The sequence below is a fragment of the Olivibacter sp. XZL3 genome (assembly GCF_004368405.1).
Taxonomy (GTDB): Bacteria; Bacteroidota; Bacteroidia; order Sphingobacteriales; family Sphingobacteriaceae; genus Olivibacter.
In genome coordinates this window covers 45,107-59,758 of record NZ_SBJH01000072.1, presented here as the reverse complement: position 1 = coordinate 59,758, position 14,652 = coordinate 45,107, and the positions used below count along the sequence as shown (strand labels likewise).

General features: G+C 44.1%; 13 protein-coding genes. 8 read left to right on the top strand and 5 right to left on the bottom strand.

Annotation, left to right across the window (positions count from 1 at the left end; translation table 11 throughout):
• Positions 1-28: 28 nt before the first annotated feature.
• A complete protein-coding gene (locus tag EPX21_RS16905; RefSeq protein WP_134090871.1) occupies positions 29-3,328 on the bottom strand; it encodes a TonB-dependent receptor in 3,300 nt (1,099 codons plus the stop codon).
• A 150-nt stretch (positions 3,329-3,478) separates the two neighbouring features.
• On the opposite strand from EPX21_RS16905, the gene EPX21_RS16900 reads away from it, so the two are divergent.
• From EPX21_RS16900 to EPX21_RS22945, 8 genes are all read left to right on the top strand, one after another.
• On the top strand, positions 3,479-4,195 hold the full coding sequence (locus tag EPX21_RS16900) for a FadR/GntR family transcriptional regulator (RefSeq protein ID WP_130855037.1): 717 nt from the start codon (positions 3,479-3,481) through the stop codon (positions 4,193-4,195).
• 300 nt (positions 4,196-4,495) lie between these two features.
• Positions 4,496-4,705 carry an ABC transporter permease gene (locus EPX21_RS23135; RefSeq protein ID WP_240768710.1) on the top strand — a complete coding sequence of 70 codons (210 nt, stop codon included), beginning with the start codon at positions 4,496-4,498 and terminating at the stop codon, positions 4,703-4,705.
• A 109-nt stretch (positions 4,706-4,814) separates the two neighbouring features.
• Positions 4,815-5,408, top strand: coding sequence for an ABC transporter permease (locus EPX21_RS23130; protein WP_240768709.1), 594 nt, complete (start codon positions 4,815-4,817; stop codon positions 5,406-5,408).
• Complete coding sequence (locus EPX21_RS23125; RefSeq protein ID WP_240768708.1) at positions 5,405-6,874, top strand: ABC transporter permease; 1,470 nt, start codon at positions 5,405-5,407, stop codon at positions 6,872-6,874. Before EPX21_RS23130 ends, EPX21_RS23125 begins: the two co-directional genes overlap by 4 nt.
• Positions 6,875-7,047: 173 nt before the next feature.
• Positions 7,048-8,214 (top strand): ATP-binding protein, encoded by a 1,167-nt coding sequence (locus tag EPX21_RS16890; RefSeq protein WP_134090870.1) that lies wholly within the window; start codon positions 7,048-7,050, stop codon positions 8,212-8,214.
• Positions 8,215-8,364: 150 nt separating this feature from the next.
• Positions 8,365-9,135: a helix-turn-helix domain-containing protein gene (locus EPX21_RS16885; RefSeq protein ID WP_134090869.1), complete on the top strand. Its 771-nt coding sequence runs from the start codon at positions 8,365-8,367 to the stop codon at positions 9,133-9,135.
• Positions 9,136-9,194: 59 nt separating this feature from the next.
• Positions 9,195-9,647, top strand: a complete 453-nt coding sequence (locus EPX21_RS16880) for a YciI family protein (RefSeq protein WP_134090868.1) — start codon at positions 9,195-9,197, stop codon at positions 9,645-9,647.
• A gap of 193 nt (positions 9,648-9,840) precedes the next feature.
• Positions 9,841-10,125, top strand: coding sequence for a hypothetical protein (locus tag EPX21_RS22945; protein ID WP_206106092.1), 285 nt, complete (start codon positions 9,841-9,843; stop codon positions 10,123-10,125).
• 278 nt (positions 10,126-10,403) lie between these two features.
• Here the strand turns inward: EPX21_RS22945 and EPX21_RS16870 are convergent, their stop codons facing one another.
• Genes EPX21_RS16870 through EPX21_RS16855 form a run of 4 tightly spaced genes read right to left on the bottom strand, consistent with a single transcriptional unit; the run spans position 10,404 to position 14,648 of the window.
• The gene (locus tag EPX21_RS16870; RefSeq protein WP_134090867.1) at positions 10,404-11,405 is read right to left on the bottom strand and encodes a Gfo/Idh/MocA family protein; all 1,002 of its coding nucleotides are present in this window, start codon (positions 11,403-11,405) and stop codon (positions 10,404-10,406) included.
• A complete protein-coding gene (locus tag EPX21_RS16865; protein WP_134090866.1) occupies positions 11,395-12,576 on the bottom strand; it encodes a M20 family metallopeptidase in 1,182 nt (393 codons plus the stop codon). Before EPX21_RS16865 ends, EPX21_RS16870 begins: the two co-directional genes overlap by 11 nt.
• Positions 12,577-12,586: 10 nt before the next feature.
• Positions 12,587-13,618 carry a dihydrodipicolinate synthase family protein gene (locus EPX21_RS16860; RefSeq protein WP_134090865.1) on the bottom strand — a complete coding sequence of 344 codons (1,032 nt, stop codon included), beginning with the start codon at positions 13,616-13,618 and terminating at the stop codon, positions 12,587-12,589.
• A 10-nt stretch (positions 13,619-13,628) separates the two neighbouring features.
• Complete coding sequence (locus EPX21_RS16855) at positions 13,629-14,648, bottom strand: NAD(P)-dependent oxidoreductase (RefSeq protein WP_134090864.1); 1,020 nt, start codon at positions 14,646-14,648, stop codon at positions 13,629-13,631.
• Positions 14,649-14,652: the final 4 nt, after the last annotated feature.

The following is a 14,652-nucleotide window of genomic DNA, read 5'->3' as shown; positions in this document are numbered from 1 at the left end:
TAAAGGATGATCTCACCGATCTATCGCCTTAAAATGAAACCTGAACACCTACTACAAAAGAGCGTGGCGTTGGATACGTACCACTGTATATTCCCGTCGCGAGGTTACTCGCGTTCACCGGCGGCTCAGGCGTCGGGCCCGAAAACCCGGTGATGTAAAACAAATTGTTAGCACTTACATATGCTCTAGCCTGCGAAAGCAAATGCGTTTTTGATAATAGGCTTTTGGGCAGATCGTACGACAAGGTGATTTCACGCAAAGCCAGGTAATCCCCTTTTTCATAGAACCTGGAATTATTACTGTTCAACACCGGGTTTGCGTTATTTCCGCGCGTATAATTCTGTTTCGAACCCGCCACCTGATCGGCAAAATATACTTTTGGAATATCCGTTACCGTATTTGTTGGAGACCAAGCCTGTTTCTGCAGCTCGATGTAATTGAAAGTTCCCTGATAATTTCCCAAGGTACGCGCTACCAAATCGTTATAGATGGTATGTCCCAACGCAAACTCCCAGTTCGTAAATAAGCTCAGGGCTTTATAGCTTAAATTGGTTGTAAATCCCCCCGTCCATTTCGGATTAATATTACCGATATAGACCTGATCGCGCGAATCGATGATATTATTGCCATCTACATCCAGCCAGTTTACGTCGCCCGGTGTGATGCGTCCATTCGGCCCGGCCGGCAAATTTGGTCCGGTAATCCCGGCGATAGCATCGGTTCGATTACCGGCTAACTGTTGCACCTCTTGTTCATCCTTAAAAATAGAAACCTGTTTATAGGCATAAATGTCGCCCATCGATTGCCCCTCCTGATAACCACCGACCCAAACGACCTGACCTGATTTCGGATCATAGACCTGTAAGCCGCCCTGGCGATTATGCTCGTTGCCATTATAGGGTAATTCTAAAATTTTGTTCTTAACAAAAGCCGCATTGATACCCACATTCAGGTTAATACCTTCCGGCTTACGCAGTAGCTGCGCATTCAAAGCAAACTCATATCCTTTATTTTGTAAGGTACCCAGGTTGGTGGTAATCGAAGAAAACCCGACATAACTTGGAAGAGACAAATCGGTCAACAAGTTACTCGTCCGGCGATCGTAATAATCGAACAACAGCGTTATTCTATTATCGAATAGCCCCAGATCCAATCCTACCCCTGTTGTTTTACTCTTCTCCCAGGCCAAGTTGCTATTAACCGGTTCGGTGTTTAAGTAACCGGCCACACCGTTATAGTTAGTCTGCAGGCCGTAGGTTCCCTGCACTTCGTACCTGCCCAGCCCCGAAATATTCCCATTCTCACCATAACTCAGCCTAGGTTTGAAGGTCGAGATATATTTCGATAGGGCCGATGCTGCAAAAAAGTGTTCCTGATGCATATTCCAACCCGCTGAAACCCCCGGAAAGAATCCGCTACGATTTCCGGCCGCTAAGCTGGACGCCGCATCCAAGCGATAGACCGCATTAATTAAATACTTACCGTCAAAGTCATAGGCCAGGCGGCCCAAAGAAGATATAATGCGGTATTCCGACTGCGTGCTGGTGTTATCTCCCGGTACAAAAACCGTCGAGGCATTTACCGTAGGTATATCATCAGTTGGTGCATTTTTTCCGTACACCTGCATGTAATCCGTTTTTACATTGTAGTATTCCGCCCCAACCATGGCATTGAAATTATGCTTATCGTTAAAGGTTTTGGTATAATTGAACAGGCCATTGAACTGTGTCTGTAAATCCCGATTCAAGTTTCGATAAGCATCTCTGGAAGTACTACCGATAGATGGCGGATCCGAAAAGATGTTAGCATAGGTTTGTGTAGACTTCTGAAAGGACTCATTAAACTGCTCGAGCATATAAGCATTGGCAGTAGCTTTAAAATAGAAGCCGGGAAGGATGTCCCATTTCAACGAGCCATTTACAATGACGCGATTGGTTTCATTTTTTCGGGAGATACGTGATAACCAATACAAGGGGTTCCCGTCATTAACCCCATTCCCGGGGTTCGGTAAAGTCTTCGCTTCGTCAAGCCAGGGATTGAACGTTGGCCAAATGGCCAGTGTCCGATATAGCGCATTTACTTCTGACCCCGCAACACCATACTGAGAGGAAGTAGATAGCGTAACACCCGTAGACACTTCCAAATTAGGTTTTATTTTGTACGAGCCATTTACGTCTGCCGAGTAGCGTTTATAATCCGAACCCACAATCACCCCTTTTTCATTATAGGCATCAAAGGAGGCAAAATACTTACCCCGGTCATTCCCGCCCGTAACATTAACATAATGATCCTGCGTTGTGGTGTTTCTGAATAAAATATCCTCCACCTCACCACCGTGATCTTTATAAATAATTTGGCCGCCGTATGGGTCATCCAACACAGCCCAGCCCTCGTTTACAAGATAGTTAAGCTCCGGTGTATACCGCCGAATATCAAAGGTCCCTAAATTAGCCGGATCAGTCAGCAGCCCAAGCCCACGGGAGCTATTCACTTGTGCCTCCGTTCTGTTCGCATTCAAATAACCCAAACGCGTGTAGTAGATATAGTCACCGGCATTCATATATCGATAACCGTTTCTCCGTTGATTAAATCCACCGGTAAACTTATACGTGATCTGTGCCGTACCGGCCTTACCCGTTTTCGTAGTCACCAATAAAACCCCATTATTTGCCCTGGCGCCATAAATCGCGGTGGCCGAAGCATCTTTCAATAACTCCATCGACTCGATATTCTCTGAAGCAATATCATTTAAATCGCGTATAACCCCATCAACCACAACCAAGGGCCCTCCCGGATTATTGATGGAGGCGCCACCTCGTAGACGCAACATCGGAGCAGCACCCGGTTGCCCGGTTTTATTAACTACTTGTAAACCCGGCACAGCACCCTGCAAGGCCGAAGCTACGTTTGCGCGCGGTACATTTTCAAGTACTTTTTTATCCAATTTAGCAATGGAACCAGTGATGTTCGATCGGCTCTGTGTTCCATAACCTACCACCACCACTTCATCCATTGTTTGCACATTCACTTCAAGGCTAATGCGAAGCTGGGTTTCTTTCCCCACAATAATTTCCTTTGGCGTGTAGCCCGTATAGGTTACCATCAGCACATCCTGCGGCTCCGCATCTAAACTAAACTTCCCCTCCGGATCGCTCTGTACCGCTGTTCCCGTTGATTTGCGCGTAATGGTAACGCCCGGCAAGACTTCGTTCGTTGTTGCATCAACAACCTGACCGACAATCCGTTTCGTCTGTGCATACGCTTGCTCATAGCCCACTATCAGCGTACATAGTATCGCTACAAGGTGGATTTTTAGGTTTACTCTCATAATTACTAGTTCAGGTATAAAAGTATTAAGTATTACATAATTCACAAATATAGAGATTAAAAAATGATATGCAAGAAAAAAACAATAATATGTATAACATAATAACGATTGCAATTCATTATCTTTGTTGCAAGTTTAGCATAACACCCCATGAGCAGTAAAAGCACAATCTCAGAGCAATTTGGCACATTAGACACTTCCAGTCTGGTCGATCGAGTAGAAATGAAGATTATCGACTTATTTATTAATAAGGGCTTGAAAGTTGGGGATGCGCTTCCAAAAGAAGTGGAGCTCGCTGAAATTTTGGGCGTGAGCCGCACGGTTATCCGCGAAGCGATGTTGCGGCTGCGCATGGTAGGATTGATCGATTCGAAAAAGCATCGTGGTGCTGTGCTCACCAATCCGGACTTGCTCTCACCTTTAAAAAAATCGCTCCATCCGAGCATATTAGCTGAGAAAACCTTACGGGATTTATTTGAAATGCGCTTGGTGCTGGAGGTTGGTATGGCGGACTTACTATTTGAACGTATTACGGATACCGACCTGGAAGAATTGGACAAAATTGTTGCCAATGAGCCCTTGAATCCAGACGCGACCCTATTTAATATTATAGATGAAATCGCTTTTCACGGGAAGCTCTATGAAATATCAGGCAATCAAATGCTGAAAGATTTCCAGCATATGCTTTTACCGGTGTTTCAATATGTACATACGAGCGGCTTATTAACCAAAGCCTCTCAATCGAAAACATTCATTTCGCATCGGGGTTTGGTTGACATTTTAAAAGTTGGTAATCCCGAGGTATTCCGGAATGCCATGCGAAAGCATCTTGATAATCATTTCGCTCGCCTTTTCGCCCGTAGCTAAGTTTTCTATGAATTGATTCTATCTCCATTTTGCACTGTGACAGTGCATTTTTTATAACATTTTGCACTATCATAGTGCAATGTACCCTTTTATAAAGAGGCCGTTCTCGGTTTGCCAATATCGAATGAGATCATGCAATCAAACCTATCCGTCCACAAATGAACAGCGAGTGTTCAATATCGAACAGTTAGACCACCAATCAATAGCTTATACAGCACAAAATCAGTCATTTACATTTTTGGCTTAATTGATGATAGCCTTCTGCTAAACACCGGAAATCGGTCGCGGAATATAAACGCTATGATCAAAAATTATTTGAAAACCACCTGGCGCAACCTGGTTAAAAGCAAAGGGTATAGCGCTATCAATATCGGGGGACTTGCCGTGGGGATGGCCGTCGTCATATTGATCGGTTTATGGGTATATGACGAACTCACGTACAATAGCTACCACAAAAACTATGATCGCATCGCGCAAGTGATGCAACATGCCATTTTAACGGTAAAATAGGTACACAGAGCGCCAACCCTGCATTGATGGGACCGGAATTACGGGCTAAATACGGAAATGATTTCAAATATGTGGTACAGGCATCCTGGTACTCAACCCTTTGCTCTCTGTGGGCGACAAACATATCAGCCAAGAAGGCATCTATTTCGAGGAAGACGCCCCTGAAATGCTCAGTTTACAAATGCTGAAGGGAACACGTGCCGGCTTACATGATCCGCATTCTATTTTATTATCCGCCTCTGCGGCCCAAGCCCTATTTGGCGAGGAAGACCCCATGGGAAAAACCTTGAGGGTAGACCGCAGCCAAGAGGTGAAGGTAACCGGTGTTTATGAAGACCTACCCAACAACAGCTCTTTCAATAAGGTAAAAGTTATCCTGCCCTGGTCTTTATGGATTATTCAAAACCCCTGGGTCAACAAAATGGAAAAACCATGGGGCAGCAACTTCAGCCAAACCTTTGTGCAGCTTACCGAACAGGGCGATATGGAGAATATTTCCCGTAAAATCAAACATGTAAAGTCAGATAAGGTAGGGAAAGACGAAGCGAAAACTAACTGGGTGGTTTTCTTGCATCCCATGCGTAAATGGAATTTGTATAATGAATTCCGCAATGGTATCAATACCGGGGGAGTATCCAGTACGTACGATTGTTTAGCCTCATCGGCGGCTTTGTGTTGCTATTGGCCTGCATTAATTTCATGAACCTGACGACCGCACGAAGCGAAAAGCGCGCCAAGGAAGTGGGCATCCGTAAAACCGTCGGCTCGCATCGCCTGCAACTGATCGGCAGGTTCTTTGCAGAATCGTATATCACCGTGCTGATCGCTTTTGTACTCTCCTTGCTATTAGTCATCTTATTCCTACCTTCTTTTAATGAGGTGGCCGACAAAAAAATCGAAATCCCTTGGCTCAACCCCCTATTCTGGTGCACCAGCCTGGCCTTTATAGTCATCACCGGCTTATTGGCCGGTAGCTACCCTGCGTTCTATTTATCATCGTTCCAACCCTTGAAGGTACTGAAAGGGACATTCAAAGTTGGCCGATTTGCTTCGGTGCCGCGCCAAGTACTCGTGGTTGTACAGTTTACGGTTTCCATTATGCTGATCATCGGTACCATTATCGTCTATCAGCAAATTCAGCATGCCAAAAGCCGACCGGTCGGTTATACCAAAACGGGATTGATAAACCTGCCCCTCGAAGGTGAACTGAGAAAACATTTTGAAGCCTTCAGAACAGACCTGAAAAACGCCGGTGCCATTGAAGAAATGGCCGGGTGTCAACTCCTTACCGGGGTATGGAATAGCAACGGTGGTTTTGATTGGGAAGGCAAAGACCCCGATTTGGCGACCGACTTTCCGAACAACTCGGTATCCATTGATTTTGGTAAAACCGTGCAATGGCAAATAAAGGCGGGGAGAGATTTTTCAAAAGCATTCGCTACCGATTCCATGGCTTTTATCATCAATGAATCCGCCGCCAGGTTTATGGGATTTAAAGATCCCGTAGGAAAAACGATTCGGCAAGGTGACGACCGCTTTACCATTATAGGCGTAGTTGACGACATCTTGCAAGAATCGCCTTTCTTCCCCGTGCGGCCAACCTTTTATCACCTCGACACGTACGACGCAATGGTAAACATTGTCTTAAGGTTAAATCCAAAACAGAACCCCAGCCAATCCATCAGCACCATTGAAAATATTTGGAAGAAATACGTGGATGACGTTCCCATTGAGTATTCATTTGTCGATGAAGCTTTTGGCGACAAGTTCAAAACAGAAGAACGCATCGGCAAGTTATCTTCTTATTTCGCTGTACTTGCCATCTTCATTTCCTGCCTCGGACTGTTCGGCATGGCCAGCTTTGTGGCAGAGCAACGGACCAAAGAGATCGGCATCCGAAAAGTATTAGGTGCCAGCGTCGCAAATTTACTGCGTCTGCTTTCAAAAGAGTTTGTACTGTTGGTTACCATTTCCTGCATCATCGCGGTGCCCGTGGCTTGGTACTATCTTGGCGAATGGCTTAGCAATTATGACTATCGGGTAGAGATCAGCTGGCTCGTGTTTATCGCCGCCGCCGTACTGGCGCTCATTATCACGCTTTTCACAGTTGGTTTCCAAGCAATTAAAGCAGCAACCGCCAATCCGGTGAGGAGCTTACGAAATGAGTAGACGATTTATATGCAAGTATATTTTTCACATTTCACTTTTGCAAGAACTACAATAGTTGATTTCTATGCAAATTCAAAATTTATTCTATGTAATTTCAAAGTTTAATTCATGTAAATTCAAAATTAATCTTATGTATTTTCAAAATTACTACGTATTTTTGAAAAAACAAGAAGATGGAAAAATTCATAAACCGCTCTGTTTCAAGTATCCTGATGGCCCAAAAGGAAAAGTTCCCAGTATTAGCAATTACCGGTCCTAGGCAATCAGGAAAAACAACTTTATTGAAGCATCTATTCAAAGATTATAAATATATAACGTTAGAAAATCCTGACATCCGTTCTTTTGCAAATGAAGATCCCAACGGCTTTTTGCAACAATATGACGGAAAAGTTATTTTAGATGAAGCACAACGAACACCTGAACTTTTTTCTTACATCCAATCAAAGGTGGATGAAACCGGTAAAATGGGGCAATTTATCCTATCAGGCTCCCAAAATTTTCACCTGCTGAACAGTATTACGCAAACCCTATCCGGAAGGGTAGCGCTGTTCAAATTATTACCTTTTGATATACAGGAAATGGAAAACGCACGGTTATTGTCCAAGACCTATACCGATGCCTGTTTCAAGGGCTTTTACCCGGCAATATTCGATCGTGAAATCGACCCGAATATATTTTATGCAAATTACATCCAAACCTATATTGAAAAGGATGTAACTACCTTAATCAATATTCGTGATTTAAAAACCTTCCGCACTTTTCTTGGTCTTTGCGCCAGCCGCGCCGGCCAATTACTTAATATCAGCGCATTGGCTAACGCCTGCGATATTAGCCAACCCACAGCTAGAGCTTGGCTTTCTATTCTGGAAAGCAGCTATATTATCTTCTTACTCAATCCTTATCACGAAAATTTTAACAAACGGCTAATCAAAAGTCCCAAGCTATATTTTTATGACAGCGGTTTATTGTGTCATCTATTGGGTATTCGCCATCAAGAAGAAGTGCTCGAGAACCGCTTAAAAGGTAACATCTTTGAAAATATGGTTATTGCGGAGTTCATCAAGCAGAATGCACATCAATATCTTCATCAGGAATCCTATTTTTGGCAAGATAGTAATCAACATGAAATTGATTTTCTCTTAAAAAAAGCCAATGGTTTTGAAGTTTTTGAAGTAAAAGCTACCCAGACCGTTACACCTAAACTCTTCGCCAACATGGATTATTTTGATGAACTGGCAAGCCCACAGCCGGTGAAGAAAACCCTAATTTACGGCGGTGAAGAGAACCAACAGCGCACAAAATATACCGTATTAAGTTGGAAGGATATCGGCAAGCTATAAGTAGCTTCTCCTTTTGCACTGTCGCAGTTGGCTTCCAAGCCATTAAAACGGCAACCGCCAATTCGGTGAGGAGTTTGTGAAATGAGTAAATTCCCTTCTATTCACTATATTTATCATAGAATTCGAAAACGGACGCAGGCTACCACTATAATGAAAATCACAACGTACATACCTACGGCGCAATTAAAGCCATTTATAAAAGATTATAAAATCATTGAAAGCCAGTACGATACAACCAACCAAGTGGTACCTAATGCCTCATTTGCTTTAGCTTTTCGTCTTAGCGGCCAAATATCGTATATAAACAACGACCGCTCCGTCGATTTACCAAACATCGCCTTGTCAGGATTGCGAAAGTCCGTTCGGTTTATCCATTATAAGAAAAACTCAGGCACCCTTATTGTCTCATTCAGTGAACAGGGCTTGTCCGCCTTTTTCAGACAACCGCTTTACGACTTATTTGAGCAGACCGTTCCCTTAGACCATTATATACCACCCGCCACGCTAGCACTTGTGGAAGAGCGCCTAGCCGAAATGAGCAACAACCAATTGAGAATCGCCTGCATGGAGGAATTTTTAATCTCCATACTGATTAACCGTACTCCCGATCTATTGGTAACAGAAGCGATCCATAAAATCCATTCAACAAGGGGAAATATCCGAATAAAGGAGCTTGCTGCGGCTTTATGCATCAGCCAAGACGCCTTCGAAAAGCGGTTTAGAAAAGTAACAGGAGCTTCCCCTAAACAATTTTCGCAGATTATAAAAATGAACGCTATTGTTCATCAACCTAATCCGGCATCGCTTCTTGACCTGGTCTTTGAAAACGGTTATTACGATCAACCCCATTTCAACCGGGATTTCAAGCTATTTACCGGGCAAACACCCACTGATTTTTTCAAATCACCTTCTTTTTGGTAATCAATGATTTTTTACAAGGATTGCTTTTTCCAACGCGCCATCTTTGCATAAAAAAGTATATGAAACTAGGTCTATTAGCCGTCTTTGCAGGCCTGGCATTGATAAGTTACAGAACTTTCAATCAGTCAGCCCAAGCATTGACGTTAACCGCAAAAGACCAGGAAATGAAACAATTCAGTTTATTAGTACGTGTACCCGAAACCTATAGTGAAGCGCAGGTTAAATCGGCAGGTGTGCAATGGAACAATTTGATAGAGCAATGGAAAGCAGCAGGCATGTATGTACTCAGCTTTGCTTTTCCCGGAGAAAGCTACACTGTATCAGGTACCGGAGGGGAAACCGTAAAAAAAGAAAGCGTGCTTTCCGGCAATCTTCGTGTTGTAAGCCAGGTTGTACTACGTGCTGCAAGTATAGAGCAGGCCCTGGAGCTAGCCAAATCCGTCCCGGTTTTGTTATATGGCGGAACGGTAGAAGTACGGGAAATCCCTAAACCCATTCAACCGGCAGGATAAAATCCATAAGCGTGCTATTTTGCACTGTAAGAGTGCAGAATAGCACGCTTTGTAAATAAAAACCGGTCGAAAAAGCTCAAGTTAATTTGCAATTATTACGCAGAGTTGCAAGTTATCTCCACAGCACCCTACGTATTGAACATTAACAAGAGTGCTTCGGGTTTAATTCGCAGGGCCGTCATGCGCCATATGAATGGGCTGTCATTCAGTGAATATTTACAACTCTTCATCAAATATTCGCGGACGTATACTCTTTAGAAACTATTTTGGCGCATCAGGTAAAAATACCGGACTTGAAACATCCGCTCAAGTTCTTTGCTTAGTACTTGAGAAAAAGATATTGCCCATTTGCATTAAAGGCGATTTTGATACACGTTTGCAACAGATAATCAATCTAACATTAGAATCTGATATTCCTTTGTTTGCCGATATGAATGTAGCCATGGAAAGAAAAATGAAACAGTTTTTGGGATCATAACCAAGAACGTTCCTTTCAAACTCAATTTTTACGGTATTGCACCTATGTTTTCTGCCAGCAGAAACAATATTGCTGATCATTGCCGATATATAGAAGAAGCAGGAATAGTTGCCTGCGGAAATGAAACGCTGTTTGCAACACGCCGGCTGCAAGCACAAAAAGGATAGTTTGGTTAAACACCTTTTAGCGCCTACTCAAATCTTGGGAGGCCCATATTCTTTTTATCCGTCGGAAGTTACTGTTTCCGACATACGATTAAGTTTTCGCGAAATTTCGATTTATCTTTTTAACACTTCGGCCAAGGACACGGCCTGACCGTTTTCACTCTTACTTAAATCAGCTGCTTCCATAAAGGCAAGTACTTCCTGCATCTCTTGGTCAGAGACTGGTGCAATACCGGTCTCAAAGAAATTGACTATCTGCTGTAAAAGTTGGTTGTAACCTTTATAACCACCTATTAGCTGTACACCTTTTTCACCAAAAGCAATGCCTCCGAAAGCGTTCCCTTCCCGCATGCCTCTAAAAGTTCCGACACATTCATTGGGCCATTTACCCACAACAATATCGGTAGTCGCCGTGGTTATCCTGCTTACTTCGGTACAACCGGCACCTAAGATAGCATAGAGCATCTCCACCCCATGAATTCCATACCAAAAAAGATCAGGATGCGTGGGTTCAAGGGGTGAAGGTGAAAAAGTGTCGGCACCTTTGACATCACCGATTTTACGGTTTTCGTGCAATTCGCCTATACCATCTGCCCATCGGAGCGAAGATGCGGAAAAAACGGGGACACCCTTTTGCTTAGCGTAGGCAAGAATTCGGCTACCATCCATGTAAGAAGCAGCAAGCGGTTTATCGATGAACAAAGTTTTACCCAAATCAATTACTTCTTTCGCTTGCTCCCAATGTAAGCGGCCATCATTTGTTTCCAGCAATATATAGTCAACCGCCTCACAAAGTGTACATATAGAAGGCAATATTTCCACCCCCATTCCTTTCACTTCTTCGATGTAGGCGGGAATTCGATTTGCACTGCTTGCGATTGTTTTACTGCCATAGGGATAGGCTGCCACTATATGGAAGCCTTTATAAATCGGGTCGGCATTAGCCGCATTCAGCGCTTTGGTAAAAGCAATACTATGTGAGGTATCCAGGCCGATGATACCAATTCGCTTTCCATCAACGGTTTGCCGGATGGCTTTGATCCATGGCTTTGATGCCACCGCATAAAACCCCAGCAATGCGGCCTGCTGCATAAAAGTCCGACGATTAAGAGACATGACCTTCCAATAAACTACAAACCATAAAGCTCATTAACCCGATACCAGTGCGCAAGGCACCTTCGTCCGGATTAAAAGTAGCGGTGTGTAAACCAGAAACACTCTGCACCCCTAAGCGAAAAAAAGATGAAGGAACCTGCTCCGCATAATAAGCAAAATCCTCGGCTGCCATCCATACGTCTATGGGCACCACGTTTTCTTTGCCTAAGTACTTTTCAGCCAATTTGCTGAGCTTCTCTGTAAGCGAGGGATCATTGTGCAGCACCGGATAACCTTTCACAATGTGTACTTCACAATGGCCTCCCATGGCACTCGTAACAGCTTCACTGATTTCTTTAATTTTCTGGTGCGCCTGCATACGCCACCTGGCGTCTAGTGTACGCAGGGTTCCCGCTAAGGAAACTTCATCCGGAATAATATTCACAGCCCCTTCAGCAATCACTTTTCCAAATGAAAGTACTGTGGGGATCCTGGGGTCTGCAATGCGACTTACAAGTGATTGAAGGTTTAGAATTAATTGTGCTGCAATTACCACCGGATCTATATTCTGGTGAGGTTGCGCGGCATGACCTCCCTTCCCTTTGATTTTTATATAAATCTCATCGTTACTTGCCATATAATTACCGGGATAAAAAGCAGCCCTGCCAACAGGCAATTCGGGCATAACATGCTGACCAATCACCCAAGTTGGTACAGGGCCTTCCAACGCACCTTCCTTGATCATCTGTTGCGCTCCGCCCGGCAGCTTTTCTTCTGCAGGCTGAAATATAAAGCGCACCGTGCCCGCCATCCTTGATCTATTGCGCCGAAGAACGGTCGCTACGCCTAATAAAGAAGCCAAGTGGATATCATGTCCGCAGGCATGCATTACCTGGTTTCGAACCGATCGGAAGGGCAGATCATTCTCTTCCTGAATAGGCAAGGCATCCATGTCGGCACGGAGGGCGATGACTTTGTCTGATGACCTGTTTCCATCTAGCGTCGCCACAATACCTGTATTGGCCAGCGGTCTCCAAGGAATATCTTGCTCATTCAAATAGTTTTTGATGAAAGCCGATGTTTCGTATTCTTCAAAAGAAAGTTCCGGAAATTGATGAAAATGTCTTCGTATACCGATCATCTGCGGTAAAATCTGATCCACCAGTTGATCAATCTGCTGCTTTGTTATCATGGCTACCTTATCAATACGAAGGTTGTGCACCGCTAAGGTGCGGGTAAGCCGCTATAACACGATCTAACTCTTCAAGCTGTCCTGGAGACAAAATCTCTTTTGGACTCAAACACCAAATACCCTCCATCAGTCCGTTTCGACGCAATACTTCGTGAATGCCGGCGATGCTCCCTTTAAAATTATGGCTAACATCAAAAAGCGCCGCATTCATATCTGTAACCTGCACACCTAGCCTTAAAAGATCTTCAACACCTTGGTATTGATTGGCAATGCAATGTTTAATCTGCTGATGAAGCTTCACCGCCGTTTCAGTCCAAACAGCCCAATGTCCAAGCAGCCCTCCCACAAAACGCTTCTCTTTCCAGGTACCATCAATCAAAAATTTATAGGGTGTCAGCAAATCCGCTACAATATTATCATCATTGCCTGTATATAAGGCAATATCCTCACTACGAGGCGAAGTACAAACAGCACGTACCACATCTAAAGTCTGGTAGCGATTGAAAGAAGCTACTTTAATGGCTTCTACCCCGTCTATTTGCGCAAATTGCTCCCAGAAGTGATAGCTAAGCAAACGACCTCCCACGGCGGGTTGTAAGTAAAATCCAATAACCGGAATACGGGCAGCAACCGCTTTTACATGTGTAATCAGTTGGTCATCCGTCCAATCATTTAATCCGCCAAGGCTTAGCAAAGCCAGATCATAGTCATATTTAATAGCTAACTCAGCTTCCTGAAGCGCTTGTGCCGTAGGCCCGCAAATACCAGCTACTTTAATGAAAGGACGGTTTAAACCTGCATCCGCTATTTCCTCGGCCGCAAAGCGCAAAACGGTTTCATATAGATTGAACCTTGGATCACGAATTTCAAACTGAGTTGTGTGGACACCTACCGCAATGCCGCCGACACCGCTATTGATATAATAATGAGTAAGATTCCGTTGCTTTTCCTCGTCCACATCGAGTTTGGCAGTCAAAGCTAAGGGGTGTGCAGGTATGACTGTTCCCTCTTGTAAGAACGCTCTTTTTTCCTTTGTTAACATATACGATGAATTAAAATTTCCCTTCACGTTCCTGAAAATGTGTCGGTTTATTTAGTAGTGGTGCTCCCGCATCCAACCAAGCCGCAATCATACCGATCATGGTTTTTAATGGCGTACGAGGATAACCAAAAAGCGCAAACGACTCAGCCGCATTATTGAGCAGAGACACCCCTTCTTCTGTACCTTCAAACGTTGGTTTACGATTGAAAAATTCGCCGAAGATTTCAGCTACCCATTTCACCGATACGGTTTCAGGGCCAGTGATGTTCAGCACTTTTGGCGGTGTACTACAGTATTTCAAGCTTCGCAGGGCATACTCATTTGCATCACCTTGCCAGATGACATTCACATTGGCTGTTGTGAGATCAACCGCCTGGCCGTCTCTAACTGCTTTTCCGATTTCTACGAGTACCCCATAACTGACATCATTTGCATAATTTAAACGATAGATCAACATAGGTGTACCATTCTGTTGTGCGTGGTATTGAAAAATGCGTTCGCGTCCTAAACAAGATTGCGCATATTCACCGATGGGCTCCGGAGCCACTTTTTCAGAAGCACCACCCGATGTAACCGATACAAATGGATAGATATTACCCGATGAAAACACCACCATTCGGGCATTTTTGTATTTATCAGCTACCCGACCGGGAAGAAAGACATTCATCGCCCAGGTGAAGGCTTCTTTACCGGTAGTTCCAAACTTATTGCCGGCCATAAAAATCACGTTTGGCGCGAAAGGTAAGCTTTGTAGGTCGTTATCGTTCAGCAAATCTGCAGCAATTGTCCGAATGCCTTCAGCCTCCAACTGCTGCTGCAGTTGGGTATCGGAAAAGCGAGAGACTCCAATTACCTGTACATCCGCTTTACCCGCCTCGTCCAGTGCCTGTCTGGCCAAACGTGCTAAATTAGGACCCATTTTACCGCCTACACCCAGAATCAGCAAATCTCCGTCGATGTCCTTTAGATCATTAATAAGTGCAGCGGAAGGTGCCAATAATGTTTCGTACCGTTGTTTAAGTGCTTCCATATAT

What these genes read in the sequence shown, in the direction of transcription:
- EPX21_RS16905 (WP_134090871.1), bottom strand. Translation starts at nt 3,328, where the DNA reads ATGAGAGTAAACCTAAAAATCCACCTTGTAGCGATACTATGTACGCTG.
- EPX21_RS16900 (WP_130855037.1), top strand. Translation starts at nt 3,479, where the DNA reads ATGAGCAGTAAAAGCACAATCTCAGAGCAATTTGGCACATTAGACACT.
- EPX21_RS23135 (WP_240768710.1), top strand. Translation starts at nt 4,496, where the DNA reads ATGATCAAAAATTATTTGAAAACCACCTGGCGCAACCTGGTTAAAAGC.
- EPX21_RS23125 (WP_240768708.1), top strand. Translation starts at nt 5,405, where the DNA reads ATGAACCTGACGACCGCACGAAGCGAAAAGCGCGCCAAGGAAGTGGGC.
- EPX21_RS16890 (WP_134090870.1), top strand. Translation starts at nt 7,048, where the DNA reads ATGGAAAAATTCATAAACCGCTCTGTTTCAAGTATCCTGATGGCCCAA.
- EPX21_RS16885 (WP_134090869.1), top strand. Translation starts at nt 8,365, where the DNA reads ATGAAAATCACAACGTACATACCTACGGCGCAATTAAAGCCATTTATA.
- EPX21_RS16880 (WP_134090868.1), top strand. Translation starts at nt 9,195, where the DNA reads ATGAAACTAGGTCTATTAGCCGTCTTTGCAGGCCTGGCATTGATAAGT.
- EPX21_RS22945 (WP_206106092.1), top strand. Translation starts at nt 9,841, where the DNA reads ATGGGCTGTCATTCAGTGAATATTTACAACTCTTCATCAAATATTCGC.
- EPX21_RS16870 (WP_134090867.1), bottom strand. Translation starts at nt 11,405, where the DNA reads ATGTCTCTTAATCGTCGGACTTTTATGCAGCAGGCCGCATTGCTGGGG.
- EPX21_RS16865 (WP_134090866.1), bottom strand. Translation starts at nt 12,576, where the DNA reads ATGATAACAAAGCAGCAGATTGATCAACTGGTGGATCAGATTTTACCG.
- EPX21_RS16860 (WP_134090865.1), bottom strand. Translation starts at nt 13,618, where the DNA reads ATGTTAACAAAGGAAAAAAGAGCGTTCTTACAAGAGGGAACAGTCATA.
- EPX21_RS16855 (WP_134090864.1), bottom strand. Translation starts at nt 14,648, where the DNA reads ATGGAAGCACTTAAACAACGGTACGAAACATTATTGGCACCTTCCGCT.